This window comes from Citrobacter sp. LJND-P06, from assembly GCF_058188415.1.
Genome location: NZ_CP187317.1, coordinates 3,447,319 through 3,473,559 on the forward strand (window position 1 = coordinate 3,447,319; position 26,241 = coordinate 3,473,559).

General features: G+C 53.7%; 25 protein-coding genes. 16 read left to right on the plus strand and 9 right to left on the minus strand.

Translation table 11 applies throughout. The annotated features are described in order from the left end of the window. Positions 1–176: 176 nt before the first annotated feature. From ACO7SM_RS16405 to ACO7SM_RS16440, 8 genes are all read left to right on the plus strand, one after another. The gene (locus ACO7SM_RS16405; protein ID WP_162378947.1) at positions 177–755 is read left to right on the plus strand and encodes a lipoprotein; all 579 of its coding nucleotides are present in this window, start codon (positions 177–179) and stop codon (positions 753–755) included. 43 nt (positions 756–798) lie between these two features. Beyond that, the gene (gene ampG / locus ACO7SM_RS16410; RefSeq protein WP_490468410.1) at positions 799–2,274 is read left to right on the plus strand and encodes a muropeptide MFS transporter AmpG; all 1,476 of its coding nucleotides are present in this window, start codon (positions 799–801) and stop codon (positions 2,272–2,274) included. A gap of 455 nt (positions 2,275–2,729) precedes the next feature. Then, positions 2,730–3,686 (plus strand): cytochrome o ubiquinol oxidase subunit II, encoded by a 957-nt coding sequence (cyoA, locus tag ACO7SM_RS16415; RefSeq protein ID WP_203358667.1) that lies wholly within the window; start codon positions 2,730–2,732, stop codon positions 3,684–3,686. 10 nt (positions 3,687–3,696) lie between these two features. Next, a complete protein-coding gene (gene cyoB, locus ACO7SM_RS16420; protein ID WP_490468411.1) occupies positions 3,697–5,688 on the plus strand; it encodes a cytochrome o ubiquinol oxidase subunit I in 1,992 nt (663 codons plus the stop codon). Next, positions 5,678–6,292 carry a cytochrome o ubiquinol oxidase subunit III gene (locus ACO7SM_RS16425; RefSeq protein WP_203358669.1) on the plus strand — a complete coding sequence of 205 codons (615 nt, stop codon included), beginning with the start codon at positions 5,678–5,680 and terminating at the stop codon, positions 6,290–6,292. The genes cyoB and ACO7SM_RS16425 overlap by 11 nt, the downstream gene beginning before the upstream one ends. Next, complete coding sequence (locus tag ACO7SM_RS16430; RefSeq protein ID WP_162378952.1) at positions 6,292–6,621, plus strand: cytochrome o ubiquinol oxidase subunit IV; 330 nt, start codon at positions 6,292–6,294, stop codon at positions 6,619–6,621. Before ACO7SM_RS16425 ends, ACO7SM_RS16430 begins: the two co-directional genes overlap by 1 nt. Positions 6,622–6,632: 11 nt before the next feature. Further along, the gene (gene cyoE, locus ACO7SM_RS16435; RefSeq protein ID WP_490468412.1) at positions 6,633–7,523 is read left to right on the plus strand and encodes a heme o synthase; all 891 of its coding nucleotides are present in this window, start codon (positions 6,633–6,635) and stop codon (positions 7,521–7,523) included. A 148-nt stretch (positions 7,524–7,671) separates the two neighbouring features. Continuing rightward, on the plus strand, positions 7,672–9,036 hold the full coding sequence (locus ACO7SM_RS16440) for an MFS transporter (protein WP_490468413.1): 1,365 nt from the start codon (positions 7,672–7,674) through the stop codon (positions 9,034–9,036). 109 nt (positions 9,037–9,145) lie between these two features. Here the strand turns inward: ACO7SM_RS16440 and ACO7SM_RS16445 are convergent, their stop codons facing one another. Beyond that, positions 9,146–9,637, minus strand: a complete 492-nt coding sequence (locus tag ACO7SM_RS16445; protein ID WP_490468414.1) for a YajQ family cyclic di-GMP-binding protein — start codon at positions 9,635–9,637, stop codon at positions 9,146–9,148. A gap of 113 nt (positions 9,638–9,750) precedes the next feature. On the opposite strand from ACO7SM_RS16445, the gene panE reads away from it, so the two are divergent. Genes panE through ACO7SM_RS16460 form a run of 3 tightly spaced genes read left to right on the plus strand, consistent with a single transcriptional unit; the run spans position 9,751 to position 12,344 of the window. Then, positions 9,751–10,662, plus strand: a complete 912-nt coding sequence (panE, locus tag ACO7SM_RS16450; RefSeq protein WP_490468415.1) for a 2-dehydropantoate 2-reductase — start codon at positions 9,751–9,753, stop codon at positions 10,660–10,662. After that, complete coding sequence (gene yajL, locus ACO7SM_RS16455; RefSeq protein ID WP_490468416.1) at positions 10,625–11,215, plus strand: protein deglycase YajL; 591 nt, start codon at positions 10,625–10,627, stop codon at positions 11,213–11,215. Before panE ends, yajL begins: the two co-directional genes overlap by 38 nt. Positions 11,216–11,264: 49 nt before the next feature. After that, positions 11,265–12,344 carry a hypothetical protein gene (locus tag ACO7SM_RS16460; RefSeq protein ID WP_490468417.1) on the plus strand — a complete coding sequence of 360 codons (1,080 nt, stop codon included), beginning with the start codon at positions 11,265–11,267 and terminating at the stop codon, positions 12,342–12,344. An 84-nt stretch (positions 12,345–12,428) separates the two neighbouring features. Here the strand turns inward: ACO7SM_RS16460 and ACO7SM_RS16465 are convergent, their stop codons facing one another. From ACO7SM_RS16465 to ACO7SM_RS16475, 3 genes are read right to left on the minus strand one after another with little or no spacing between them, the layout of a single operon-like run. Further along, on the minus strand, positions 12,429–13,217 hold the full coding sequence (locus ACO7SM_RS16465; RefSeq protein WP_490468418.1) for a dimethyl sulfoxide reductase anchor subunit family protein: 789 nt from the start codon (positions 13,215–13,217) through the stop codon (positions 12,429–12,431). 10 nt (positions 13,218–13,227) lie between these two features. Continuing rightward, a complete protein-coding gene (locus ACO7SM_RS16470; protein WP_490468419.1) occupies positions 13,228–13,773 on the minus strand; it encodes a 4Fe-4S dicluster domain-containing protein in 546 nt (181 codons plus the stop codon). Between the two features lie 5 nt (positions 13,774–13,778). Then, positions 13,779–16,112, minus strand: a complete 2,334-nt coding sequence (locus ACO7SM_RS16475; protein WP_490468420.1) for a molybdopterin-containing oxidoreductase family protein — start codon at positions 16,110–16,112, stop codon at positions 13,779–13,781. 171 nt (positions 16,113–16,283) lie between these two features. Here ACO7SM_RS16475 and ACO7SM_RS16480 point away from each other — a divergent pair, with 171 nt between their 5' ends. After that, positions 16,284–16,979, plus strand: a complete 696-nt coding sequence (locus ACO7SM_RS16480) for a helix-turn-helix domain-containing protein (RefSeq protein WP_490468421.1) — start codon at positions 16,284–16,286, stop codon at positions 16,977–16,979. 37 nt (positions 16,980–17,016) lie between these two features. Here ACO7SM_RS16480 and thiI read toward each other — a convergent pair whose 3' ends face one another. Next, positions 17,017–18,465, minus strand: a complete 1,449-nt coding sequence (gene thiI, locus ACO7SM_RS16485; RefSeq protein WP_490468422.1) for a tRNA uracil 4-sulfurtransferase ThiI — start codon at positions 18,463–18,465, stop codon at positions 17,017–17,019. Between the two features lie 193 nt (positions 18,466–18,658). On the opposite strand from thiI, the gene xseB reads away from it, so the two are divergent. The 4 genes from xseB (at position 18,659) to yajO (ending at position 22,768) form a co-directional block, all read left to right on the plus strand. Beyond that, entirely contained in the window at positions 18,659–18,901 is a 243-nt protein-coding gene (xseB, locus tag ACO7SM_RS16490; RefSeq protein ID WP_192611365.1) for an exodeoxyribonuclease VII small subunit, read from the plus strand. A gap of 4 nt (positions 18,902–18,905) precedes the next feature. Then, positions 18,906–19,805 carry a (2E,6E)-farnesyl diphosphate synthase gene (ispA, locus tag ACO7SM_RS16495; RefSeq protein WP_490468423.1) on the plus strand — a complete coding sequence of 300 codons (900 nt, stop codon included), beginning with the start codon at positions 18,906–18,908 and terminating at the stop codon, positions 19,803–19,805. Positions 19,806–19,873: 68 nt separating this feature from the next. Further along, positions 19,874–21,736 carry a 1-deoxy-D-xylulose-5-phosphate synthase gene (gene dxs / locus ACO7SM_RS16500; RefSeq protein WP_490468424.1) on the plus strand — a complete coding sequence of 621 codons (1,863 nt, stop codon included), beginning with the start codon at positions 19,874–19,876 and terminating at the stop codon, positions 21,734–21,736. A 57-nt stretch (positions 21,737–21,793) separates the two neighbouring features. Next, the gene (gene yajO, locus ACO7SM_RS16505) at positions 21,794–22,768 is read left to right on the plus strand and encodes a 1-deoxyxylulose-5-phosphate synthase YajO (protein ID WP_490468425.1); all 975 of its coding nucleotides are present in this window, start codon (positions 21,794–21,796) and stop codon (positions 22,766–22,768) included. A 931-nt stretch (positions 22,769–23,699) separates the two neighbouring features. Here the strand turns inward: yajO and pgpA are convergent. From pgpA to ribH, 4 genes are all read right to left on the minus strand, one after another. Beyond that, positions 23,700–24,215, minus strand: a complete 516-nt coding sequence (gene pgpA / locus ACO7SM_RS16510; protein ID WP_192611362.1) for a phosphatidylglycerophosphatase A — start codon at positions 24,213–24,215, stop codon at positions 23,700–23,702. After that, positions 24,193–25,170 carry a thiamine-phosphate kinase gene (thiL, locus tag ACO7SM_RS16515; RefSeq protein ID WP_490468426.1) on the minus strand — a complete coding sequence of 326 codons (978 nt, stop codon included), beginning with the start codon at positions 25,168–25,170 and terminating at the stop codon, positions 24,193–24,195. Before thiL ends, pgpA begins: the two co-directional genes overlap by 23 nt. Positions 25,171–25,246: 76 nt before the next feature. After that, on the minus strand, positions 25,247–25,666 hold the full coding sequence (nusB, locus tag ACO7SM_RS16520; protein ID WP_192611360.1) for a transcription antitermination factor NusB: 420 nt from the start codon (positions 25,664–25,666) through the stop codon (positions 25,247–25,249). Between the two features lie 19 nt (positions 25,667–25,685). Beyond that, complete coding sequence (gene ribH / locus ACO7SM_RS16525; protein ID WP_046476205.1) at positions 25,686–26,156, minus strand: 6,7-dimethyl-8-ribityllumazine synthase; 471 nt, start codon at positions 26,154–26,156, stop codon at positions 25,686–25,688. Positions 26,157–26,241 lie beyond the last annotated feature (85 nt).

Genomic DNA, 26,241 nt, shown 5'->3' on the forward strand with positions numbered 1-26,241 from the left:
TGCCCATTTGATGGCCAACAACCGGGGCATTGTGCCGTGTGGGTCAGAAAACCGACAACGCAATGAATTTACATGCGTTGAGCACTTCCCCTCGCCGTTAGCGATGTTATGATGGCGTGAATTTTTTCTATCACGCTTAATTTCTATCACGTTTAAGAGTCACTGAGAGTTCGAACATGTTAAAAAAAATCCTCTTTCCGTTAGTTGCTCTGGTTATGCTGGCAGGATGCGCAACACCGCCAACAACGATTGATGTCTCTCCCAAAATTTCCCTGCCGCAGCAGGACCCGAGTCTGATGGGCGTTACCGTCAGCATTAACGGTGCCGATCAGCGTCCGGATCAGGCGTTGGCGAAAGTGACCCGCGACAACCAGATGGTGACTCTGACCGCGTCTCGCGATCTGCGTTTCTTGCTGCAAGAAGTTCTGGAAAAACAGATGACCGCGCGTGGCTACATGGTGGGACCGAACGGCCCGGTTAACCTGCAAATCATTGTGAGCCAACTGTACGCCGATGTGTCTCAGGGCAGCGTCCGCTACAACATCGCGACCAAAGCCGACATCGCTATCATCGCGACGGCGGCAAACGGGAACAAGATGACCAAAAACTACCGTGCCAGCTACTCTGTCGAAGGCGCACTGCAGGCCTCTAACAAAAATATCGCTGACGCCGTTAACAGCGTGCTGACCGACACCATCGCTGATATGTCTCAGGACACCAGCGTTCACGATTTCATTAAGCAGAACGCACGTTAATTTCTGCCCTCAGGCCCGGCATACGCCGGGCCCGTAGAAGCCCATGTCCAGTCACTATTTACGTATATTTCAGCAACCGCGTTCCGCTATCCTGTTGATTCTGGGGTTTGCTTCCGGTTTACCTCTCGCGCTGACGTCAGGCACGCTCCAGGCCTGGATGACCGTTGAGAACATCGATCTTAAAACCATTGGCTTCTTTTCCTTAGTGGGACAGGCCTACGTTTTTAAGTTTCTCTGGTCGCCGATCATGGACCGCTACACGCCGCCTTTCTTAGGTCGTCGTCGCGGCTGGCTGCTCACCACACAGTTTCTGTTGCTGATTTCAATTGCGGCAATGGGTTTCCTGGAACCCGGCACGCAATTGCGCTGGATGGCCGCGCTGGCGGTTGTTATCGCCTTCTGCTCTGCGTCACAGGATATTGTTTTTGATGCCTGGAAGACCGATGTGCTGCCCGCCGAGGAACGTGGAACTGGCGCGGCAATCAGCGTGTTAGGCTATCGTCTGGGGATGTTGGTATCCGGCGGGCTGGCACTCTGGATGGCAGACCGCTGGCTCGGCTGGCAAGGCATGTACTGGCTGATGGCGGCCTTACTGATCCCTTGCATTATTGCCACGCTGCTCGCCCCTGAACCCACCGATAGCATCCCGGTGCCCAAAACGCTGGAACAGGCGGTCGCTGCGCCATTGCGCGACTTTTTTGGTCGTAACAACGCCTGGCTGATTTTGCTGCTCATCGTGCTCTATAAACTGGGCGACGCCTTCGCCATGAGTCTGACCACCACCTTTTTGATTCGCGGTGTCGGTTTTGACGCTGGTGAAGTTGGCGTGGTGAATAAAACGCTGGGATTGTTGGCGACCATTGTCGGTGCGCTGTACGGCGGAGTTTTGATGCAGCGTCTTTCGCTGTTTCGCGCGTTATTGATTTTCGGCATGCTTCAGGGCGCGTCAAATGCCGGGTATTGGTTACTGTCCGTCACCGATAAGCACATGTTCAGCATGGGCGCGGCCGTGTTTTTCGAAAACCTGTGCGGCGGTATGGGGACGGCAGCTTTTGTCGCGCTGCTCATGACCTTGTGCAACAAATCATTTTCCGCCACTCAATTTGCCCTTCTCTCCGCGCTCTCTGCGGTTGGCCGCGTCTATGTCGGCCCCGTCGCGGGCTGGTTTGTCGAGGCTCACGGCTGGCCAACGTTCTATCTCTTTTCCGTCGTCGCCGCCGTTCCGGGGCTGCTGCTGCTGTTGGTTTGTCGTCAAACGCTGGAACACAGTTGGGAGAGCGAAAACTTTATTCCGCGAACGGAATTTCGCAGAGCCTATAGCCTGGCGTTGCTCACGCTGACAACAGGCTGTTGCTTACTGGTTGTGTGGCTGCTGTTGCTGACAATGAATGCTGCAGATTACACCAATTTCTCGTTCCTGCCTGAGATGCTGGAAACGGGCGTGGTGGTCGCCGTGTGCGGTATTGTGTTCGGCGGATTGCTCGATTATCTGGCGCTACGGAAAACACGCTTGCTGTAAAGAAAATGTTATTTGCCGTTGTAATAACATGCCGTAATTATAACGGTCAAATAACCACCAATTGATAAAAATTATATTTGTTCTTTTGTGCTCAATAGAATTTGGAAATTATTGACAATTTCACCCCCCCTATTTTCCTTACACGATTCAGCCAATGAGTATTTAATTTTCCGTTTTTTAATTGTCCATTTATTGATAATGGATTGTTAATTAATTGTTTTATTTTCACATTGGTTATACCAATTGCCCTCCCTGACTCATCGGATCACCCACTTTCGTTATAACGTCATGTTGCAACAGGTTCTTAAAGTCAATTCAACACACCATGCAACATATGTGACACGTGCGGCAGAACCAGTAACACAGATCCAATGATGTTTACAGTAATGTAACCTTCCCGTAAAATGCCCACACACTTTAAACGCCACCCGGTCCCGTGGAATTGAGGTCGTTAAATGAGACTCAGGAAATACAATAAAAGTTTGGGATGGTTGTCATTAATTGCAGGCACTGCATTACTCAGTGGCTGTAATTCTGCGCTGCTTGACCCTAAAGGACAGATTGGACTGGAACAACGTTCATTGATACTGACGGCATTTGGCCTGATGTTGATTGTCGTTATTCCCGCCATCTTGATGGCTGTTGGTTTCGCCTGGAAGTACCGTGCGAGCAATAAAGATGCGAAGTACAGCCCGAACTGGTCACACTCCAATAAAGTGGAAGCTGTGGTCTGGACGGTGCCTATCTTAATCATCATCTTCCTTGCCGTACTGACCTGGAAAACCACTCACGCTCTTGAGCCAAGCAAACCGCTGGCGCATGACGAGAAGCCGATTACCATCGAAGTGGTTTCCATGGACTGGAAATGGTTCTTCATCTACCCGGAACAGGGCATTGCAACCGTAAATGAAATCGCCTTCCCGGCGAATACACCGGTTGAGTTCAAAGTGACCTCCAACTCCGTGATGAACTCCTTCTTTATCCCGCGTCTGGGCAGCCAGATCTATGCCATGGCCGGTATGCAAACACGTTTGCATCTGATTGCCAACGAAGTCGGTACTTATGATGGTATCTCCGCAAGTTACAGCGGACCAGGCTTCTCCGGCATGAAGTTCAAGGCTATCGCAACAAAGGACCGCGCCGAATTCGATCAATGGGTTGCTAAAGCGAAACAGTCTTCGAACACCATGAATGACATGGCAGCGTTCGATAAAGTGGCTGCACCAAGCGAATACAACCAGGTGGAATATTTCTCCACTGTGAAACCGGATTTGTTTAAAGACGTTATTAACAAATTCATGGCTCACGGTAAGAGTATGGACATGACCCACCCTTCAGCCGAGCACAGCTCACATGAAGGAATGGAAGGCATGGACATGAGCCACGCGGAATCCGCCCATTCAGGGGGTTGAGGAAGATACGATGTTAGGAAAATTAACACTGGATGCAGTCCCGTTCCATGAACCTATCGTCATGGTTACGATCGCTGCCATTATCATCGGTGGGGCGGCCTTACTGGGCCTCATTACTTACTTCGGTAAGTGGACCTATCTGTGGAAAGAGTGGCTAACTTCGGTTGACCACAAACGCCTTGGCATCATGTATGTCATCGTCGCTATCGTCATGCTGCTGCGTGGCTTTGCGGATGCGGTCATGATGCGTAGTCAGCAGGCGCTGGCCTCGGCCGGGGAAGCAGGCTTCCTGCCGCCTCACCACTACGACCAGATCTTCACGGCGCACGGCGTGATTATGATCTTCTTCGTGGCAATGCCATTTGTTATCGGTCTGATGAACCTGGTGGTTCCTCTGCAGATCGGCGCGCGTGACGTTGCCTTCCCGTTCCTGAACAACCTGAGCTTCTGGTTCACCGTTGTCGGTGTCATTCTGGTTAACCTGTCTCTGGGCGTCGGTGAGTTCGCACAGACCGGTTGGCTGGCGTATCCGCCGCTTTCGGGAATAGAGTACAGTCCAAGTGTCGGGGTAGATTACTGGATCTGGAGTCTCCAGCTCTCCGGTATCGGTACGACGCTGACCGGTATCAACTTCTTCGTGACGATTCTGAAGATGCGTGCGCCGGGTATGACCATGTTCAAGATGCCGGTATTTACCTGGGCATCTTTGTGTGCGAACGTGCTGATCATCGCTTCGTTCCCTATTCTGACAGTCACCATCGCGCTGCTGACCCTGGATCGCTATCTGGGTACCCATTTCTTTACCAACGATATGGGCGGCAACATGATGATGTACATCAACCTGATTTGGGCCTGGGGCCATCCGGAAGTGTACATTCTGATTCTGCCAGTGTTTGGGGTGTTCTCCGAAGTCGCAGCAACCTTCTCGCGTAAGCGCCTGTTTGGTTACACCTCACTGGTGTGGGCAACCGTGTGTATTACCGTACTGTCGTTCATCGTCTGGCTGCACCACTTCTTTACCATGGGTGCGGGCGCAAACGTCAACGCCTTCTTCGGTATCACCACGATGATTATCGCCATCCCGACCGGGGTGAAGATTTTCAACTGGTTGTTCACCATGTACCAGGGACGTATCGTATTCCACTCCGCGATGCTGTGGACCATCGGTTTTATCGTCACCTTCTCGGTGGGTGGTATGACGGGTGTTCTGCTGGCAGTTCCGGGTGCCGACTTCGTTCTGCATAACAGCCTGTTCCTGATTGCTCACTTCCACAACGTTATCATCGGCGGCGTAGTCTTCGGTTGCTTCGCGGGTATGACTTACTGGTGGCCAAAAGCGTTCGGCTACACGTTGAACGAAACCTGGGGTAAACGCGCGTTCTGGTGTTGGATCATCGGCTTCTTCGTCGCATTTATGCCACTGTATGTGTTGGGCTTTATGGGGATGACCCGTCGCCTCAGCCAGCAGATTGATCCACAGTTCCACGCCATGCTGATGATTGCCGCTTGCGGTGCCGCGCTGATTGCGCTGGGCATCCTGTGCCTGGTCATTCAGATCTACGTTTCTATTCGCGACCGCGACCAGAACCGTGACCTGACGGGTGATCCATGGGGTGGTCGTACGCTGGAGTGGGCAACCTCTTCCCCGCCTCCGTTCTATAACTTTGCCGTTGTGCCGCACGTTCACGAGCGTGATGCCTTCTGGGAAATGAAAGAAAAAGGCGAAGCGTACAAACAGCCTACGCACTATGAAGAAATTCATATGCCGAAAAACAGCGGTGCGGGCATTGTCATTGCCGCCTTCGCGACCGTCTTCGGTTTCGCCATGATCTGGCATATCTGGTGGCTGGCGATTGCAAGCTTCGCAGGCATGATCATTAGCTGGATTGTGAAAAGCTTTGACGAGGACGTGGACTACTACGTACCAGTCCCGGAAGTCGAAAAACTGGAAAATCAGCATTTCGATGAGATTTCTAAGGCAGGGCTGAAAAATGGCAACTGATACTTTAGCGCACGCGACTGCCCACGCGCACGAACACGGGCACCACGATGCAGGCCAGACCAAAATCTTCGGATTTTGGATCTACCTGATGAGCGACTGCATTCTGTTCTCTATTCTGTTTGCAACCTATGCCGTTCTGGTGAACGGCACTGCGGGTGGCCCGACAGGTAAGGACATTTTTGAACTGCCGTTCGTACTGGTAGAAACGTTCCTGCTGTTGTTCAGCTCCATCACCTACGGCATGGCGGCGATCGCCATGTACAAAAACAACAAGAGCCAGGTCATCTCCTGGCTGATGTTGACCTGGCTGTTTGGCGCAGGCTTCATCGGGATGGAAATCTATGAATTCCATCACCTGGTTGTTGAAGGTATGGGGCCGGATCGCAGCGGCTTCCTGTCTGCGTTCTTCGCGCTGGTCGGTACGCACGGTCTGCACGTCACTTCCGGTCTTATCTGGATGGCGGTGCTGATGGTGCAAATCGCCCGTCGCGGCCTGACCAGCACTAACCGTACCCGCATCATGTGCCTGAGCCTGTTCTGGCACTTCCTGGATGTGGTGTGGATCTGTGTGTTCACTGTTGTTTATCTGATGGGGGCGATGTAATGAGTCATTCTACCGAACATAGCGGCGCGTCCCATGGCAGCGTAAAAACCTATATGACAGGATTTATCCTGTCGATCATCCTGACGGTCATTCCGTTCTGGATGGTGATGACGGGTTCTGCCTCTCCAGCCGTAATTCTGGGGACAATTCTTGCGATGGCAGTGGTACAGATTCTGGTGCATCTGGTGTGCTTCCTGCACATGAACACCAAATCTGATGAAGGCTGGAACATGACGGCTTTCGTCTTTACCGTGTTGATCATCGCCATCCTGGTTGTGGGCTCCATCTGGATTATGTGGAACCTCAACTACAACATGATGATGCACTAAGAGCGGCGAGTATGATGTTTAAGCAATACCTGCAAGTAACGAAACCAGGCATCATCTTTGGCAACCTGATCTCGGTGATTGGGGGGTTCCTGCTGGCCTCAAAAGGCAGCATCGATTACCCCCTGTTTATCTACACGCTGATCGGTGTGTCACTGGTTGTGGCGTCGGGTTGTGTATTTAACAACTACATCGACAGGGATATCGACAAGAAGATGGAAAGGACCAAGAATCGGGTGCTGGTAAAAGGCCTGATCTCTCCTAACGTCTCGCTGGTGTACGCCACCCTGCTGGGTATTGCTGGCTTCATGCTGCTGTGGTTTGGCGCTAACCCTCTGGCCTGTTGGCTGGGGGTGATGGGCTTCGTGGTGTATGTTGGCGTCTATAGCCTGTACATGAAACGCCACTCCGTTTACGGCACGCTGATTGGCTCTCTTTCCGGCGCTGCGCCGCCGGTGATTGGCTACTGCGCCGTAACGGGTCAGTTCGACAGCGGTGCATTAATTCTGCTGGCGATCTTTAGCCTGTGGCAAATGCCGCACTCCTATGCCATCGCGATTTTCCGCTTTAAGGATTATCAGGCGGCCAATATCCCGGTTCTGCCGGTGGTCAAAGGCATTTCGGTCGCGAAAAACCACATCACGCTGTACATCGTGGCGTTCGCTATCGCCACCCTGATGCTGACCCTTGGCGGCTATGCAGGGTACAAATACCTGATCGTCGCAGCGGCGGTCAGTGTTTGGTGGCTCGGCATGGCGCTGCGCGGTTACAAAGTGGAAGATGATAAAGTCTGGGCGCGTAAGCTCTTCGGCTTCTCCATCATCGCCATCACCGCGCTCTCCGTCATGATGTCCGTTGACTTTATGGTGCCGAATTCGCAAAGCCTGCTGACCTACGTCTGGTAAGTCAAACATCGCTTAAAAAGGGCGCTCCGGCGCCCTTTTTTTTTCACATAACAAATTAGTTAGGCACGTAATATTTTCTCATTAACCGCGTATTTACCCCGCCGGCGTACCGCTTTACACTAGTCGCGAATTGTATACAGAGGTGGGAATGAACGATTATAAAATGACGCCAGGCGAGTTGCGCGCCACCTGGGGTTTAGGAACCGTATTTTCATTGCGCATGCTCGGCATGTTTATGGTTCTGCCTGTTCTGACCACTTACGGTATGGCGCTACAAGGCGCCAGCGAAGCCTTGATTGGACTTGCCATCGGCATTTACGGGCTGGCGCAGGCCGTCTTCCAGATCCCCTTCGGATTGCTCTCTGATCGTATTGGTCGCAAGCCGCTTATTGTCGGTGGCCTGGCGGTGTTTGTCGCCGGTAGCGTGATCGCCGCCCTCTCCCACTCTATTTGGGGGATCATTCTGGGGCGTGCGCTGCAAGGATCAGGTGCTATCGCCGCCGCCGTCATGGCGCTGTTATCGGATTTGACCCGCGAGCAAAACCGCACCAAAGCGATGGCGTTTATCGGCGTCAGTTTTGGTATTACCTTCGCCATTGCGATGGTACTTGGCCCGGTCATCACCCACGCCCTTGGGCTGAATGCCCTGTTCTGGATGATCGCAATACTGGCCACCCTCGGTATTATTCTGACAATCTGGGTGGTGCCGAACAGCACTAACCATGTACTGAACCGCGAATCCGGGATGGTAAAAGGCAGTTTCAGCAAGGTACTTGCCGAACCCAAACTGCTTAAGCTCAACTTCGGCATTATGTGCCTGCACATCCTGTTGATGTCTACCTTCGTCGCCCTCCCCGGTCAGCTCACCGCCGCAGGATTTCCCGCCGCCGAGCACTGGAAGATTTACCTGGTCACCATGTTGATCTCTTTTGGTTCCGTGGTGCCTTTCATTATTTATGCAGAAGTAAAACGCCGGATGAAGCGGGTATTTCTGTGGTGCGTGGCGCTGATCCTGATAGCGGAAATCGTGTTGTGGGGAGCGAACGTTCATTTCTGGGGACTGATTGCCGGGGTTCAGCTTTTCTTTCTCGCCTTCAACCTGATGGAAGCCCTCCTCCCTTCGCTTATCAGCAAAGAGTCCCCCGCCGGTTATAAAGGAACCGCTATGGGCGTCTATTCCACCAGCCAGTTCCTGGGCGTTGCGATTGGCGGTTCATTGGGGGGATGGGTCGATGGGATGTTTGACGGTCAGGCGGTATTTTTGGCGGGAGTTGTACTGACGGCCGTGTGGCTGGCGGTTGCCAGTACCATGAAAGAACCACCGTATGTCAGCAGTTTACGAGTCGAAATTCCAGCAGATGTTGCCGCTGATGACGTTCTCAAACAGCGTCTGATGGCAAAAGAAGGGGTGAGTGAAGTGCTGATTGTGGCGAGCGAACATTCCGCCTATGTGAAGATTGACAGCAAAATCACCAATCGGTTTGAGGTTGAGCAAACCATCAAGCCCGCGTAATTCATCATTTTGCCGGAATTACGCCGGATGGCGGCGTTCAGCCGTACCGGGCCTACACATTACGCTAACATTGTAGGCCTTCACGCTGTGCGCCATCCGGCATGATCACTTAGTCGCGGAAGTTTTTAAACTGGAACGGTTGCCCCAGATCGCCGCCGCGCACCAGCGCCATCGCGGACTGCAGATCGTCGCGCGCCTTACCGGTCACACGAATTTCCTCGCCCTGAATCTGCGTCTGCACTTTCAGCTTACTGTCTTTAATCAGCTTGACGATTTTCTTCTGCACGGCGCTTTCAATGCCTTGCTTCAGCTTCGCTTCAACAAACCAGGTTTTACCGCTGTGGATGAAGGTTTCCGGCACGTCCAGAGACGTCCCTTCAATGCCGCGTTTCAGCAGCTTGGCACGCAAAATATCCAGCAACTGATTGACCTGAAAATCAGATTCGCTCAGGACTTTGATCGTCTTATTCGTCTCGTTCAGCTCAAAAGTGGCCTCAACGCCCCGAAAATCAAAGCGTGACTCAACTTCGCGGCTCGCATTATCGACGGCGTTACGCGCTTCCTGAAGATCAACTTCAGACACAATATCGAAAGATGGCATCTTTTCCTCTCCCTCTGTTTTTGATGCGAAGCATAATACCTGCAAAGTTCCTCGACAGACAGCGCTATACTATGTGGAAGAACGCCCGGTGCTGTTGCGGGTGAGGAGGATGAATGAAAATAACCGTATTGGGATGCGGAGCCTTAGGGCAACTTTGGCTTACAGCGCTGTGCAAACATGGACATGAAGTACAAGGCTGGCTGCGGGTGCCGCAACCTTATTGCAGCGTGAACCTCATCGAAACCGATGGTTCGATTTTTAATGAATCCCTGACGGCGAACGACCCTGACTTTCTCGCGAAAAGCGATCTGTTGCTGGTGACACTCAAAGCCTGGCAAGTCTCGGACGCCGTGAAAGGGCTTGCGGCAATTCTGCCGGTGACCACGCCGATTCTGTTGATTCACAATGGAATGGGCACCATTGAAGAACTGCAAAGCATTTCTCAACCACTGCTGATGGGCACCACCACCCATGCCGCAAGGCACGATGGCAACATTATTATCCACGTCGCCAACGGGACAACGCGCATTGGCCCGGCGCGTGAACAGGATGGGGATTACAGTTACCTCGCCGATCTCCTGCAGAACGTGCTGCCCGATGTTGCCTGGCACAACAATATTCGTACTGAAATGTGGCGCAAACTGGCCGTGAACTGCGTGATCAATCCGCTCACCGCCCTGTGGGGCTGCCCAAATGGCGAGCTGCGACAACACCCTGAACAAATCCTGCTGATCTGTCAGGAGGTGGCCGCCGTTATCGAACGTGAAGGGCACCATACCTCAGTGGATGATTTACGCTATTATGTTGAGCAAGTGATTGACAGTACGGCACAAAACATCTCATCCATGCTGCAGGATATTCGTGCTCTGCGCCATACCGAGATCGATTACATTACCGGCTACTTATTAAAACGCGCCCGCGCGCATGGTATTGCCGTTACGGAAAACGCCCGTCTGTTTGAAATGATAAAACGAAAGGAAAGTGAGTATGAGCGCTCAAGCACTGGTATGTCTCGCCCCTGGTAGTGAAGAGACCGAAGCGGTCACCACTATCGATCTCCTGGTTCGTGGCGGTATTCAGGTCACTACGGCGAGCGTGGCCAGCGACGGCTCCCTGACCATCGTCTGTTCGCGTGGCGTGAAACTGCTCGCGGATGCGCCGCTGGTGGAAGTGGCTGACGGCGATTTCGACATCATTGTGTTACCGGGCGGTATAAAAGGCGCCGAATGTTTTCGCGACAGTCCGTTGCTGGTTGAAACGGTCAAACAGTTTCATCGCTCCGGGCGTATCGTCGCGGCAATCTGCGCGGCAGCGGCCACGGTACTGGTTCCGCACGAGATCTTCCCACTCGGCAATATGACCGGATTCCCCGCGCTGAAAGATAAAATTCCGGCTGAACAGTGGCAGGACAAACGTGTGGTATGGGACCCGCGTGTTAACCTGTTAACCAGTCAGGGGCCGGGGACATCTATCGACTTTGGCCTGAAAATCATTGACCTGCTGGTCGGGCGCGAAAAGGCCCATCAGGTCGCGTCACAGTTAGTTATGGCGGCAGGCATTTATAACTACTACGAGTAAATACAAGGCCACTCCAGCGGCCAGCTTAATCTTAATAAAGGAATAACAGATGAAGGGATGTCTGAGCGGAGTGGCTTTATGGCTATTTTCTGGCTGTGTGATGGCGACGCAGTTAGACATTAAGAACCTGAGCTTCAACTATCCTGAGAGCACAGAAACTCAGTATCGTCTCCCCTGGTTCAGCTCAGCGGATAACCCGCAAGCCGCAAAACGCATCAACGATTTTATCTTCTCCCGTTTTCTGAACCAGTTGCCGGGTAACGATCCGCAGGCCACGTTAAATAAACGGGCAAAAAGCGGCATTGATGCTACCGCCTTTCTGGACTACAGCGTCGAATATCGTGACAGCAAAATACTGACATTAAACCTCTTTGCGGAAGGCTGCGGTGCCTATTGCGAATCGTATAATGTTCCACTGAGCTTCGATTTAGCGAGTGGCGCGAATATCACCCTCGACGATCTGTTTTCCCCGGCCACCATTGACCAGTTAAACACCCGCGTCAGAAAAGATATTCGCGCCCAGGTAACCACCTTTGTTGATAAGCATAAGTCCGAGTCGGCAGAGCAAATCAAAGCGGAAAAAGGTGAGGATTTTAATTACGCAGAGTTCTATGCCTCATGCGCGACGTATGAGGGCGGGCTGTACTATGTTGATAATTTCTCGCTCCAGAAAGGCGATCTCGTCTTCATTAATGGACGTTGCAGCAACCATGCAAACCGCGCGCTGGATGAACTCGGTGATTTCACGACGAAAATCGCCGCCGCAACGTTACGCGACCAACTGACCCCCTACGGGAAGTCGCTGATTTCCCCTAACAATGAAAAGCCCCTCTCCCCTGCCCCCTCGCTTAACGGCAAGTTAGTCTACGGCACGTTGGGAAAAAGTATGCGCGTCGTGCTGAATATCACCTGTAATGAAGCGACGGCCAGCGGAGCCTACTTTTATGAAAAATACGGCTCACCTATCGAACTTACCGGTAAATGCGGTACGGAGAATCTTCAGCACTATGCGCTGAGAACGAGCGTTTCTGCTGAAACCGAAGAGAAGATCACGCTGGATTTAAACGATGGCGTCTATCAGGGCGTCTGGGAATCGAACGGGAAAACGCTCCCCATTCGCTTTGAATAATCGTGTCAGATTGCCGGATGACGGCGTAGTACTTCGTCATCCGGCGTGCAAAAACAGGCTATTCGAAGGGAAAAGTATATCCGCTTAGAACCATGGTGCTCCGCTCATGACATTACTGTAAAACAGCATTCTTCCCGCCAGTTCACCCGTCACAATAACGGCTCCCCAGGCGTAAGCGCTTACCCCAACATTCAGGCGGGAAATACCCCATGCGGCAACGCCGATACTGGCGAATAGCTGCCACCAGAACAGAGGACTTGCCGCATCGGCACCCGGCACCTGGAAGCGGATCCACAACGCGCCTGCACTTAACAGAATTCCGATGAGGATCCCCGCTCTGCTTAAGATCGGGGATGCGTTATGCCAATAACCAAACGCCACCGCCACACTCATAAAACCGAGCAGAATCGCCGTTGCCAAAAAACTGACAGGTGTAGCAACCGAAGACCAAAGCGGATGCAGCGCCATTTGATGGTAAACCTGCGACGTCACCAGAATAGATATCAAGCCTACAAGCGCGGTGATTCCCCCCAGAAGGCCAACGGCACGATGTTCAGACTTAAACCAACACAGCACTAACCAGCAGAACATCACACCATTCAACGCAATAAACATCACCACTTCCCGACTGAGCCAGGAATGACCTAGCCCAAAAAGCGAGCGATAAGCGCCTTCAGGCGATCCCAGGTGCGCCAGCGAGGCAAACGATCCCAGTACCGTGATAACCCAGAACCATGATGCCAGCGTGCGGTATTGCATCGCGCTGAATTTTTTTGTGCCGAAATGCTGACACAACGTTAGCGCCAGTACGCCGCCAATTCCCCACTGCGCAAAGACGGTGAAGAAAACCAATGGCAATTCATAATGTTCCATTTCGCTCTCCTCAATCCCTGGGGGGAATAATGACAATGTTGGGCTGACTGATCGTGTGATCGGGCAGGTTGTAGCGTTTTTCCAGTACCGCCCACTGTGTCGTATGTTCCTTGCGCAATTCCGTTATCTCACCAAAACGTAATACACCTGCCGGACAGGACTCCACGCAACGTGGCTGTAACCCCTCGTCAAGGCGTTCGGCGCACAGATTACATTTACTGGTTTTTCCCTCTTCGGGACAGTAAACCGGCGCGCTCCACGGACAGGCCATGATGCACATCCGACAGCCAATGCAGCGCTCGTGATCCTGTATCACAATGCCATCAGCCCGCTTCGTATACGTTCCCGCTGGACACACTTTCATACACTGCGGATCATCGCAGTGATTGCACGACATGCTAATAAATGCCTGGGTGTTGGGCTCATCCGTATGGCATTCGCGAACCCGACGCCATAACACCCCAAGAGGGGTCATATTTTCCGATTTGCAAGCCATGCTACAGGTTTTGCAGCCATAGCAATTCTGCATATCAATAAGAAATCCATACTGTTTCATCGCGATTATGCCTCCCTTCTCACATCCACCAGCGTACTGTTGCAACAGTGTCCATTCCCCAACACTTCCACCTGATCGTTAGTGACATGACTGCTGCTTCCGCCCTGTTGCTCCCACCAACCGTTATCCAGACTCACCACCCCGCGTTTGATATGCGTGGTCACGTCGGCAATTGCCCGATGTTGTCCGCGATGATTGAACACCACGACCCACTCTCCTGCCTGGATCTGACGCTGGCGGGCGTCTTCAGGGTGAATCATCACGTTCGGACGGTTACGCTGAACTTCGAGGATCCATTCGTTCATGCCGTGGCTGGAATGCACACTGCGCGCCAGTTTGCGCTGCACCGCCATTAGCGGATACTGATTCGCCAGCTCAGGCGAACCTTTTACCGACTCTTTCACCTGCTTCCAGGTCACCACCGGCAGAAAATCCTTTTTCGCCCACTCCTCTATGTAGAAGTGCGCTTTGCCCGTCGACGTGCGGAACTGCCCGTCTTTAAACGGGATCCACGCTTCCTCAACAGGACATACCGGCCCTTTTTTCAGCATGTCACGGGTGATGCCCGAGCCGTTAAGACAGGTATCGATGTAGTGTTCAATGGGCTGGTTAAAGACGTCACCAAAGCCAAAACGCTCGGCCAGGCGAGCAAAAATCCAGTAATCAGGTTTTGCTTCTCCTGGGGGTTCCACCGCTTTTTCCATCAGTTGCACATAGTGGCTGCGTACGCCCGCCATTAAGCTGACATCTTCAAAAATGGTCGTGACGGGGAGTACCAGATCGGCATACAGCGCAGACGAACTCATCAGGTTGTCCGCGACCACCACAAACGGCACTTTTTTAAAGGCTTCTCTGACCTGGTTGGTATTTGGCAGTTGCGTCATGGCCCCCAGCGTCATGTTCCACCAGAACTTAATCGCGTGCGGTTTTTCGTTAACGACCCAGTCACCGACTTTGGGAATAGGAATGGAGGGAATTTTGGCGGCATTGGGGGCCGGAGGGACGATAGGCGAAAATTTTGCCATCTGTCTGACGCCACCGGCATCGCAGACCCCCGCCCCGGCCTTGCCGATATTGCCGGTGATCAGCGCCAGGTAAAACTGGCTGGCCGCAACGTAGGTGCCAAACTCGGTTCTCTGCGCGCCCGACATGTTCTGGATAATCATCGCAGGCTGCGTTGACGCGTAATCCCGCGCCAGGCGTAATACCGTCTGCGCGGGTACATCGGTTTCTTCTTCTACCTTTTGCGCCGTCCAGGGTTTCGCCTGTGCCCATACGTTATCAAGCACGGTGGTAAAATCACTGCTGGCGGGCAATTCATCACTCAACAATGCAGGCATGACGCCGGGCGCATCATGGCGTTTCAGGGTCTGGGTCAGCGTATCAAACACCAGATAGCTGTCTGCTTCCTTAGGGTCGGCACGCATCAACTGCTGCTGTTTATCGACCAGGTAAACCGCTCCGGTATGCGCACGCAGGAAGTCAGCGTCATAGCGTTTCTCCTGCATAATGATGTTGATCATCCCTAACGCCAGCGCGATATCTGTACCAGGCACAATCGGTACCCACTCGTCGGCTTTCGCCGCCGTTTCGTTAAATCGGGGGTCGATCACCACCAGTCGCGCGCCGTTGCGTTGCGCCTGTGAGTAATGTTTAAAATAGGCGTGCATGGTGACTGCCGGATTGTTTCCCCAGCACAAGATGTAGCGGCTGTCTGCTATCGTGTCGCGAGTATCGGCATAACGCAGCCCCACCATCGGCATCATAGCGGCGGTGACCGCCGCACAACATAACGAGCCGGCCGTTTTTGTACTGCCGCCGAGATAATCGAAGAACGCTTTACCCATATCATTTTTGATGGAGTCCATGTTCCCGGAGGCGGCTGTGAGCAGTAAACCTTTATTGCCGTCAGTGGCGATTGTCTCTCTGATTTTTTTTTCGATCAGATCCAGTGCGGCATCCCAGCTTATCGGCTTAAATTTACCCTCGCCTTTTTCCCCCGTACGCAGCAGCGGTTGCGTTAAGCGCAACGGGTGATAGACCCATTTTGTTCGGCTAATTCCCCGCAAACAGCACTTCACATTGAAGCCTTTCGTCGCTTCAATTTTCATTAAGCGGTCTTTCCAGACATACGCCGTCAGGTTGCAGTGCAAACATTCCATCGCACAGGTCGACCGGAACGTCTGGTAATCCGTTTGCTTAAGACGAACCCGGGGCAACGGTGAACCGTTAGCCTGGCGCAGCGTCAGAAACGTTGGCACCAGTGACGATAGCCCCACTACGCCAAACCCCTTTAGCAGGGTTCTTCTTTTTAATCGGGTATTGCTTAATGCATCCATGTCCTTGCCTCCATAAAAGTTCACTATTAGTTAATCCAGGTACACCATTGATTAACTTGATACAGGTCAACATCTCACCAATTAGGCGTAGCGCGCTTTTTAAATTGCGAAGGCAGTAAGGATTTCAGCCGCGATGGTATACTCGCGGAGGATAAGAAAAAGAGAACGCATATGGCTGAAACATCGCAAGGGGTAAATTCGGTTGATATCGCCGTCAACATTCTGACGTTTGTTGCCAGTCAAAACGGTCAGGCGCGGGCAATAGATATCGCCACCGGATGCCATCTGTCCAAGAGTCGTTTACATAAGTATCTGGTTTCGCTCTGTCGAACGGGTATGCTGGGACAAAACGAAAAAGGGCTCTATTGCCTGGGGTCAACCCTTCTTCAGATGGCGGGAGATCCGGTGGCAGCACGCGATCCGGTGAATGAGCTTAATGCGCGACTGATCGCTTTTCGCGATACCTTCAACCATTCAACCGGTGTCGTCGTTGCAACCGACGCCGGATTAGTGCTTAAGCACTACAATCGCAGTTTCCGTAACGTGGATATCGATTTTCTGCCCAATACGCCCGTTCCGCTTGATGCCAGTTCGGCAGGGCAAGTGTTCATGAGTTATTCCCACTATCAGCCGCAGAATCAGGCGCAAGCGCAACTCATTAAACGGATACAATCTCAGGGCTATGCGGTGCGCCACAATCCGACGCAAGGGATCCCTGGCGCACAGTCGATTGCCTGTCCGCTACGGAATAAAAATGGAGAGCTGGTTGCGATTGCGGTGACGATGGGATTTTTCAGTACAGAAGCCATCCCGCAAATAGCCGACCAGTTGGTGAGCAGCGTCGCGACGCTTTATTCGCAGGAGTAAACTTACCCCGGCGCAGATGGCCGGGGCAACAAACGGACTACGGGCGATACACCTTCACGTTTTCAAAACCTTGCTCGCGCAGATACAGCGCCTGCAAACGGCTCATCACACCGCGTTCGCACCACAGCAGCCAGGTTTTACTCTGGTCGAGATCGCCGAATTTGGTGCTCAGTTTGTAGAATGGCAGCGACACCACATCCACGCCTTCCACTTTCAGCGGTTTGTCATCCTGCTCATCAATGGAGCGAATATCCAGAATCACATCGTTAGGGCCAAAACCGCTAACGGTTTCAACTTCCACCACGTCCTGCTGGGTCTGCTGCGCAATGTCGCGAATATCGACATTGTTCGCTTCTTCGACCACTTTATCGAGGATGCTAAAGTCGAAGTTCTCTTCTTCGGCTTCAATCTTCGCCTTGATCGCTTTCACCGTCGGGCTTTTCGAGATAACGCCGCAATATTCCGGCATCGTCCGCGCAAAGTCTTCCGTGCCAATCTGGCGCGCAAGGTTGATGATGTGCTCTTTGTCGTAAGAGATCAGCGGACGCAGGATCAGCGTGTCGGAGACGTTATCAATCAAACGCAGGTTGGTCAGGGTCTGGCTGGACACCTGGCCCAGCGCTTCGCCGGTCACCAGCGCCTGTACGCCATAACGTTCAGCCACTTTCGACGCCGCACGCACCATCATGCGTTTAAGTACCACGCCCATCTGGCCGTCATCCACTTTTTCGAGGATCTCGCCGACAACTGGTTCAAAGTTGATCGCCACAAAACGCACGCGGTGCGAACTGCCGAAGCGGTTCCACAAATAGTGAGCAACCTGACGCACGCCGATTTCATGGGCCGCACCGCCGAGGTTAAAGAAGCAGTAATGCACGCGGCAACCGCGACGCATCAGCATGTAACTGGAAACGCCGGAGTCAAAACCGCCAGAAATCAGTGACAGCACATCTTCCTGCGTCCCGATCGGGAAACCGCCGATACCTTCGTAACGCCCTTTGATCAGCAGCAGGCGATCGTCTTCCACTTCCAGATGTACCGTCACATCCGGGTGGGTCAGTTTCACGCGCGCGGACTCAATGTGCTGATTCAAACCGCCGCCGACATAACGTTCGACTTCAATAGAGCTGAAGGGGTGTTTACCGCGACGCTTGACGCGGACGCAGAAGGTTTTGCCTTCCAGTTGGTCGCGATACTGAACCAGCGCCTTCTCGAAGATATCGTGCATGTCGGTGAACGGCACGTCTTCCACTTCGAGAATATGGTGGATACCCGGAATGCGGGTCAGCGCGTCGCGAATCGCCAGACGCTGGTTTTCATCTTTGGCGCGAACCTCGATATTGTCCCAGTGGCGGACAACGGCGAGCGTCTCGTCATAGTGCTTTAAAACGTTACGGATGTTTCCGGTCAAAATTTTTATAAAGCGCAAACGCACAGATTGGCTTTTGATGGTGATTTCCGGGAACAATTTAATGATAAACTTCATGGCGGCAATGGTTCGTTGGCAAGTCTAAAGGACTTGTTATGGGAAAAATACAGCAGCCCACACCTGCGGCTGCATCCAGGGGCGCAAGTATACCACCATCGCGCGCCTCCTGCGCACATTGCGCGTTATTTGATAATTGCCCTGAGTCCGTTACCATGGTGGGGCTAAAAATATTGAGAGTCAGACATTCATTATGCCGAAGAAAAACGAGGCGCCCGCCAGCTTTGAAACAGCGCTGAGCGAGCTGGAACAGATTGTTACCCGTCTGGAAAGTGGCGACCTGCCGCTGGAAGAGGCGCTGAACGAATTCGAACGTGGCGTGCAACTGGCACGTCAGGGGCAGGCTAAGCTGCAACAAGCTGAACAGCGCGTGCAGATCCTGCTGACTGATAATGAAGACGCCTCACCCACGCCTTTTACACCGGACAACGAGTAAGTAAATGGATTTTACGCAGCAGTTACAGGCTTGCGTTGAGCAAGCAAACCAGGCGTTGAGTCGTTTTATCGCACCCTTGCCCTTTCAGAACACTCCCGTGGTTGAAACCATGCAGTATGGCGCACTATTAGGCGGTAAGCGCCTGCGCCCGTTCCTGGTTTACGCAACCGGTCAGATGTTCGGCGTCAGCATCACTACGCTGGATGCCCCGGCAGCCGCCGTTGAGTGCATACATGCATATTCATTGATCCATGATGATTTACCGGCGATGGATGACGATGATCTGCGTCGCGGTCTGCCGACCTGTCATGTAAAATTTGGTGAAGCCAATGCGATCCTGGCGGGCGATGCCCTGCAAACCCTGGCATTTTCCATCCTCAGCGACGCGCCGATGCCGGAAGTGGCCGATCGCGACCGTATCGCCATGATCTCAGAACTGGCGAACGCGAGCGGCATCGCGGGCATGTGCGGCGGCCAGGCATTGGATCTCGAGGCCGAAGGAAAACAGGTTCCGCTGGAAGCGCTGGAACGAATCCATCGCCATAAAACCGGCGCTCTCATTCGCGCCGCGGTTCGTCTCGGCGCCCTAAGTGCCGGAGAAAACGGACGAAATGCACTGCCGATACTCGATAAATACGCAGAAAGTATCGGATTAGCCTTCCAGGTTCAGGATGACATTCTGGATGTGGTGGGCGATACTGCAACGTTGGGTAAACGTCAGGGGGCTGATCAGCAACTTGGCAAAAGTACCTATCCTGCACTTTTGGGCCTTGAGCAAGCCCGGAATAAAGCCCAGGATCTGATTGATGACGCACGCCAGTCTTTACGTCAACTGGCCGCATTATCACTCGATACTTCGGCACTGGAAGCGCTAGCGGACTACATAATCCAGCGTGATAAATAATTGACTACCCTGAGTAATGAATTGCCGTGAACGCACGGCAATTTGGGTAAACAAACGATGAGTCTCTGATGAGTTTTGATATAGCCAAATACCCTACCCTGGCACTGGTCGATTCCACCCAGGAGTTACGTCTGCTCCCGAAAGAGAGCCTGCCGAAACTCTGCGACGAGCTGCGCCGCTATTTACTCGACAGCGTAAGCCGTTCGAGTGGACACTTCGCCTCCGGGCTGGGCACGGTGGAACTGACCGTGGCATTGCACTATGTCTACCATACCCCGTTTGACCAGTTGATCTGGGATGTGGGGCATCAGGCTTATCCGCACAAAATTCTCACCGGCCGCCGCGATAAAATCGGCACCATTCGCCAGAAAGGCGGTTTACACCCCTTCCCGTGGCGTGAAGAGAGCGAGTATGACGTATTGAGCGTCGGTCACTCTTCCACCTCCATCAGCGCCGGAATTGGTATTGCCGTTGCCGCTGAAAAAGAAGGTAAAGACCGTCGTACCGTCTGCGTGATTGGCGATGGCGCCATTACCGCAGGGATGGCGTTTGAAGCAATGAACCATGCGGGCGATATCAAGCCGGACATGCTGGTCATTTTGAACGACAACGAAATGTCGATCTCCGAGAATGTCGGCGCGCTGAACAATCATCTGGCGCAACTGCTCTCCGGCAAGCTGTACTCTTCACTGCGCGAAGGCGGGAAGAAAGTCTTCTCCGGCGTACCGCCGATTAAAGAGTTACTCAAGCGCACCGAAGAACATATCAAAGGCATGGTCGTTCCCGGCACGCTGTTTGAGGAGCTGGGCTTTAACTACATCGGGCCGGTCGATGGTCACGACGTCGTCGGACTCATCACCACCCTGAAGAACATGCGCGACCTGAAAGGGCCGCAGTTCCTGCACATCATGACCAAGAAAGGTCGTGGTTACGAACCCGCAGAAAAAGACCCGATTACGTTCCACGCCGTTCCCAAATTTGATCCTTCCAGCGGTTGTCTGCCTAAAAGCAGCGGCGGCCTGCCGAGTTACTCGAAAATCTTCGGCGACTGGTTGTGCGAAACGGCGGCCAAAGACAACAAACTGATGGCCATCACACCGGCAATGCGTGAAGGTTCCGGGATGGTGGAGTTCTCGCGTAAATTCCCCGATCGCTATTTCGACGTGGCGATTGCTGAACAACACGCGGTGACCTTTGCGGCCGGTCTGGCGATTGGCGGTTATAAGCCGGTGGTGGCGATTTACTCCACCTTCCTGCAACGCGCCTACGATCAGGTGCTGCACGATGTTGCGATTCAAAAACTGCCGGTTCTATTTGCCATCGACCGGGCGGGGATTGTGGGCGCTGACGGGCAAACCCATCAGGGGGCGTTCGATCTCTCCTTCCTGCGCTGCATCCCGGAAATGGTCATCATGACGCCGAGCGACGAAAACGAATGTCGCCAGATGCTCTTCACCGGCTATCACTACAGCGAGGGCCCTGCTGCCGTACGTTACCCACGCGGTAATGCGGTAGGCGTTGAACTGACCCCGCTGGAAAAACTGCCGATAGGCAAAGGTGTCGTCAGACGCCACGGTGAAAAGCTGGCGATTCTGAATTTCGGTACGCTGATGCCAGAAGCGGCCAAAGTGGCGGAGTCGCTCAATGCAACCTTAGTCGATATGCGTTTTGTGAAACCGCTGGATGAAACGTTGATTCTGGAAATGGCGGCTCGCCACGAGGCGCTGATCACTCTTGAAGAGAACGCCATCATGGGCGGTGCAGGCAGCGGCGTCAACGAAGTGCTGATGGCGCATCGTAAACCCGTGCCGGTGCTTAACCTCGGTTTGCCAGACCATTTCATCCCACAAGGCACCCAGGACGAAGCCCGCGCAGAACTGGGACTCAACGCTGAAGGTATTGAAGCCAGAATCAAGGCCTGGCTGGCGTAACTCCCCTCCTCACTCCTGCTATGCTTGAACGATAACCAGCAAAGCAGGAGTGGTATCATGCAATACAATACGTTAGGAAAAACAGACCTCCGGGTTTCTCGCCTCTGCCTGGGCTGCATGACGTTCGGTGAACCGGATCGCGGCAATCACGCCTGGACACTACCGGAAGAAAGCAGTCGCCCCATCATTCAACGCGCACTCGCTGGCGGCATTAATTTCTTCGATACCGCCAACAGTTATTCCGACGGGAGCAGCGAAGAAATTGTCGGGCGCGCCCTGCGGGATTTTGCCCGTCGCGAAGACGTAGTGGTCGCGACCAAAGTCTTTTATCCCGTCGGCGACCTGCCGGAAGGATTATCCCGGGCGCAAATTCTGCGTTCAATTGATGACAGCCTCACCCGCCTTGGCATGGACTATGTCGATATCCTGCAAATTCACCGCTGGGACTACAACACGCCCATTGAAGAGACGCTGGAAGCCCTGAACGACGTAGTCAAGGCCGGCAAGGCACGCTACCTCGGCGCCTCTTCTATGTACGCGGCACAATTCGCTCAGGCACTGGCGCTCCAGAAACAGCATGGCTGGGCGCAGTTCATCAGCATGCAGGATCACTACAACCTTATCTATCGTGAAGAAGAGCGCGAAATGCTGCCGCTGTGTTATCAGGAAGGCGTGGCGGTGATCCCCTGGAGTCCATTGGCGCGCGGACGCCTGACTCGGCCCTGGGGGGAAACCACCGCCCGCCTGGTCTCTGATGAAGTAGGTAAAAATTTGTACAATGAGAGCGATGAAAATGACGCGCAAATCGCTGAACGTCTGGCTGGCGTCAGTGAAGAGCTTGGCGCGACGCGTGCCCAGGTCGCACTGGCCTGGCTACTGAGTAAACGTGGTGTTGCTGCGCCGATTATCGGCACATCGCGCGAAGAACAACTGGATGAACTGCTGAATGCCGTGGACTTAACGCTGCAACCCGAACAGATTGCCGAACTGGAAACACCGTACAAGCAACATCCGGTGGTGGGGTTTAAGTAATGTGGTAATGCCGGTGGTGCTGGCTCCGTGCAAAACTGTAGGCCGGATAAGGCATTTATGCCGCCATCCGGCAATATCTCGCCCGGTGGCGGCTTCGCCCTACCGGGCCTACGCTGACTCCGTGCAAACCCGTAGGCCGGATCAGGCATTTATGCCGCCATCCGGCAAAAATCTCGCCCGGTGGCGGCTTCGCCTTACCGGGCCTACGCTGACTCCGTGCAAACCCGTAGGCCGGATCAGGCATTCATGCCGCCATCCGGCAATATCTCGCCCGGTGGCGGCTTCGCCTTACCGGGCCTACGCTGGCTCTGTGCAAACCCGTAGGCCGGATCAGGCATTTATGCCGCCATCCGGCAAAAATCTCGCCCGGTGGCGGCTTCGCCTTACCGGGCCTACGCTGGCGCCGCGCAAAACTGTAGGCCGGATCAGGCATTCATGCCGCCATCCGGCAATATCTCGCCCGGTGGCGGCTTCGCCTTACCGGGCCTACACTGGCGCCGTGCTAACCCGTAGGCCGGATAAGGCATTTATGCCGCCATCCGGCAAAATCTCGCCCGGTGGCGGCTTCGCCTTACCGGGCCTACACTGGCGCCGCGCAAAACTGTAGGCCGGATAAGGCATTTATGCCGCCATCCGGCAAAGTCTCGCACGGTGGCGGCTTCGCCTTACCGGGCCTACGCTGGCTCTGTGCAAACCCGTAGGCCGGATCAGGCATTTATGCCGCCATCCGGCAAAGTCTCGCCCGGTGGCGGCTTCGCCTTACCGGGCCTACACTGGCGCCGTGCTAACCCGTAGGCCGGATAAGGCATTTATGCCGCCATCCGGCAATATCTCGCCCGGTGGCGGCTTCGCCTTACCGGGCCTACACTGGCGCCGTGCTAACCCGTAGGCCGGATAAGGCATTTATGCCGCCATCCGGCAATATACGCGTTTAAATCAACCCAATCGGCCAGTGATGCCCGATGAAATACAAGATCCCGGCGGAAATCACCCCCGCGACGATATCATCGACCATAATCCCCATTCCGCCATGAACGTTGCGGTCAAACCAGCGGATCGGCCAGGGCTTCCACATATCCAGAATACGGAAAATCACAAAGCCTGCAGCCACCCACTGCCAGGCCGTGGTGGGCAATGCCATCAGGGTTATCCACATCCCGATAAACTCGTCCCACACAATGCTACCGTGATCGTGCACGCCCATGTCTTTCGCCGTCTGATGGCAAAGATAAACACCGATGCAGATCCCCAGCATCACCACCAGAGAATAGAGCTGCCAGGGTAAAAATGTCATCAGATACCAAAAAGGGATCGCCGCCAGCGATCCCATTGTACCTGGCACGACAGGGCTAAGCCCGCTGCCAAATCCTGTCGCCAATAAATGCCACGGATTACATAGCGTTAACCGACTTTTCGCGACATCTTTATGGCGTGGCAAAATGGTCATATCCTTTCCAGTCAAAGGTGACAGGCTCCCCGTCACGCACAAAATTCATGCCTTCCACGTCTGCACTCATTTGTCCGATGCAGGTAAACGGAACCCCGAGCTGGCCAATAGCCACATCCAGCGCGCCGCGGTTAATTTCCGGGACGGTAAAGCATAACTCGTAGTCTTCACCGCCAGAGAGCGCCCAACGCAGAGCCTGATCTGGCGCCACATGACGGGAGAGCGCATCGGAGTACGGTAATGCGTCCACTTCAACGCGGGCGCCACAACCGCTGGCCGTGACGATATGCCCTAAATCCGAGACAAGCCCGTCGGAGAGATCGATAGCCGCGCTCGCCAGATCGCGCAGCGCCTGGCCAATCAAAATACGCGGCATGGGGCGTAAATGGCGCTTCAGCAGATACTCTGCATCTTTCGCCTCTGCCACCTGTAATCGATTCTGTAAAATCGCCAGCCCTGCGGCACTGTCGCCTGGCGTCCCGGTAACGTAGATCCAGTCGCCCGGTTTCGCACTCGAGCGTTTTAAGGCGCGCCCGGCAGGGACATAGCCATGGATACCCAGCGTCATCGACAACGGCCCACGTGTGGTGTCGCCGCCAATCAACTGCATATCGTAATAACTGAGTTGTTCAAACAGGCTGTCACTGAACGCGGCGAGCCAGGCTTCATTCACCTCGGGGAGCGTCAATGCCAGCGTTAACCAGGCGGGGTCGGCCCCCATCGCAGCCAGATCGCTTAAGTTTACCGCCAGTGCCTTATAGGCCAGATCGGCAGGATCAATATCAGGAAGGAAGTGGTTGCCCGCCACCAGCGTGTCGGTGCTGATCGCCAGGGTCTGTTTTTCAGGGATATTCAGGAGAGCGCAATCGTCACCAATGCCGGTCTCGACATCGAGGCGAGAGCTTCTTACACGATCAAAATAACGGGCAATCAGGGAGAACTCGCCGCATGCCATACGTTATGCCTCAGCAGGAAAAAAGAAAAAGCCGCCAGGCAAGCGGAAATATCCCGCTCTTCTGACGGCCTGGAGATTACTTTTTGTTGGGGCGAATCACAGGTGCTGCTTTATCCAGTACGCCGTTGACGAACTTGTGGCTATCTTCGGCACCGAAGGTTTTCGCCAGTTCGATAGCTTCGTTAATGGCCACTTTGTATGGCACATCCTGACGTTTGGACAGTTCAAACAGCGCAATACGCAGCACCGCTTTTTCTACCTGACCCAGCTCTTCCAGCAGGCGGGACAGGTACGGCTTCATCAGACCGTCGAGATACGCGCTATTAGTCGCCACTCCCGACAGCAGTTCACGGAAGTACAGGACGTCAACGTCTTTGACGTCTTGTTCCGCCAGGAACTGGTATTCAACATCAGCGATGTCGTTCTGGGACAACTGCCAGGAGTAGAGCGCCTGGACGGCACACTCACGGGCGCGGCGACGAGCAGCAGGTTTCACGGATTTCCCCTTACAAAAATCAGGCCTTAATGGCTTTCAATACATTAATCATTTCAAGCGCGGTCAGTGCAGCTTCAGCGCCCTTATTACCGGCTTTAGTGCCAGCACGTTCAATAGCTTGTTCAATACTTTCAGTGGTGAGAACACCAAACGCTACCGGGATTTCGCTTTCCTGAGCGACATGCGCCAGGCCATTGCTTGCCCCGCCAGCGACATATTCGAAGTGTGCAGTACCGCCACGGATAACGGTACCCAGCGCAATCACCGCGTCATATTTACCGGTTTTTGCCAGTGCGCCAGCCGCCAGCGGCAGCTCATACGCGCCCGGAACCCAAACGACAGTAATGTTTTCATCTTTTACCTGACCAATACGTTTCAGGGCGTCAATCGCACCTTCAAGCAGGCTGTCATTGATAAAGTTGTTGAAACGCGCAATGGTGATGGCGACGCGAGCGTCCGGGGTAGCAACGTTAGCTTCAATAATGTTCATACTCTTCCTTCGGGTTCATTTGTGGCCCCGCAGGGGGGCGGATTTTATCATAATATTTTGTGCGCTGCTTCCCTTTCGAACCGGG

Excerpts from the sequence above, each read along its gene's own strand:
- panE (WP_490468415.1), top strand. The coding sequence starts at position 9,751 with ATGAAAATAACCGTATTGGGATGCGGAGCCTTAGGGCAACTTTGGCTT.
- ribH (WP_046476205.1), bottom strand. The coding sequence starts at position 26,156 with ATGAACATTATTGAAGCTAACGTTGCTACCCCGGACGCTCGCGTCGCC.
- ACO7SM_RS16480 (WP_490468421.1), top strand. The coding sequence starts at position 16,284 with ATGGCTGAAACATCGCAAGGGGTAAATTCGGTTGATATCGCCGTCAAC.
- ispA (WP_490468423.1), top strand. The coding sequence starts at position 18,906 with ATGGATTTTACGCAGCAGTTACAGGCTTGCGTTGAGCAAGCAAACCAG.
- yajL (WP_490468416.1), top strand. The coding sequence starts at position 10,625 with ATGAGCGCTCAAGCACTGGTATGTCTCGCCCCTGGTAGTGAAGAGACC.
- ACO7SM_RS16430 (WP_162378952.1), top strand. The coding sequence starts at position 6,292 with ATGAGTCATTCTACCGAACATAGCGGCGCGTCCCATGGCAGCGTAAAA.
- ACO7SM_RS16405 (WP_162378947.1), top strand. The coding sequence starts at position 177 with ATGTTAAAAAAAATCCTCTTTCCGTTAGTTGCTCTGGTTATGCTGGCA.
- cyoA (WP_203358667.1), top strand. The coding sequence starts at position 2,730 with ATGAGACTCAGGAAATACAATAAAAGTTTGGGATGGTTGTCATTAATT.
- ACO7SM_RS16440 (WP_490468413.1), top strand. The coding sequence starts at position 7,672 with ATGAACGATTATAAAATGACGCCAGGCGAGTTGCGCGCCACCTGGGGT.
- pgpA (WP_192611362.1), bottom strand. The coding sequence starts at position 24,215 with ATGACCATTTTGCCACGCCATAAAGATGTCGCGAAAAGTCGGTTAACG.
- ACO7SM_RS16445 (WP_490468414.1), bottom strand. The coding sequence starts at position 9,637 with ATGCCATCTTTCGATATTGTGTCTGAAGTTGATCTTCAGGAAGCGCGT.
- thiL (WP_490468426.1), bottom strand. The coding sequence starts at position 25,170 with ATGGCATGCGGCGAGTTCTCCCTGATTGCCCGTTATTTTGATCGTGTA.
- ACO7SM_RS16425 (WP_203358669.1), top strand. The coding sequence starts at position 5,678 with ATGGCAACTGATACTTTAGCGCACGCGACTGCCCACGCGCACGAACAC.
- ACO7SM_RS16465 (WP_490468418.1), bottom strand. The coding sequence starts at position 13,217 with ATGGAACATTATGAATTGCCATTGGTTTTCTTCACCGTCTTTGCGCAG.
- ampG (WP_490468410.1), top strand. The coding sequence starts at position 799 with ATGTCCAGTCACTATTTACGTATATTTCAGCAACCGCGTTCCGCTATC.
- xseB (WP_192611365.1), top strand. The coding sequence starts at position 18,659 with ATGCCGAAGAAAAACGAGGCGCCCGCCAGCTTTGAAACAGCGCTGAGC.
- dxs (WP_490468424.1), top strand. The coding sequence starts at position 19,874 with ATGAGTTTTGATATAGCCAAATACCCTACCCTGGCACTGGTCGATTCC.
- ACO7SM_RS16475 (WP_490468420.1), bottom strand. The coding sequence starts at position 16,112 with ATGGATGCATTAAGCAATACCCGATTAAAAAGAAGAACCCTGCTAAAG.
- ACO7SM_RS16460 (WP_490468417.1), top strand. The coding sequence starts at position 11,265 with ATGAAGGGATGTCTGAGCGGAGTGGCTTTATGGCTATTTTCTGGCTGT.
- thiI (WP_490468422.1), bottom strand. The coding sequence starts at position 18,465 with ATGAAGTTTATCATTAAATTGTTCCCGGAAATCACCATCAAAAGCCAA.
- cyoB (WP_490468411.1), top strand. The coding sequence starts at position 3,697 with ATGTTAGGAAAATTAACACTGGATGCAGTCCCGTTCCATGAACCTATC.
- cyoE (WP_490468412.1), top strand. The coding sequence starts at position 6,633 with ATGATGTTTAAGCAATACCTGCAAGTAACGAAACCAGGCATCATCTTT.
- ACO7SM_RS16470 (WP_490468419.1), bottom strand. The coding sequence starts at position 13,773 with ATGAAACAGTATGGATTTCTTATTGATATGCAGAATTGCTATGGCTGC.
- yajO (WP_490468425.1), top strand. The coding sequence starts at position 21,794 with ATGCAATACAATACGTTAGGAAAAACAGACCTCCGGGTTTCTCGCCTC.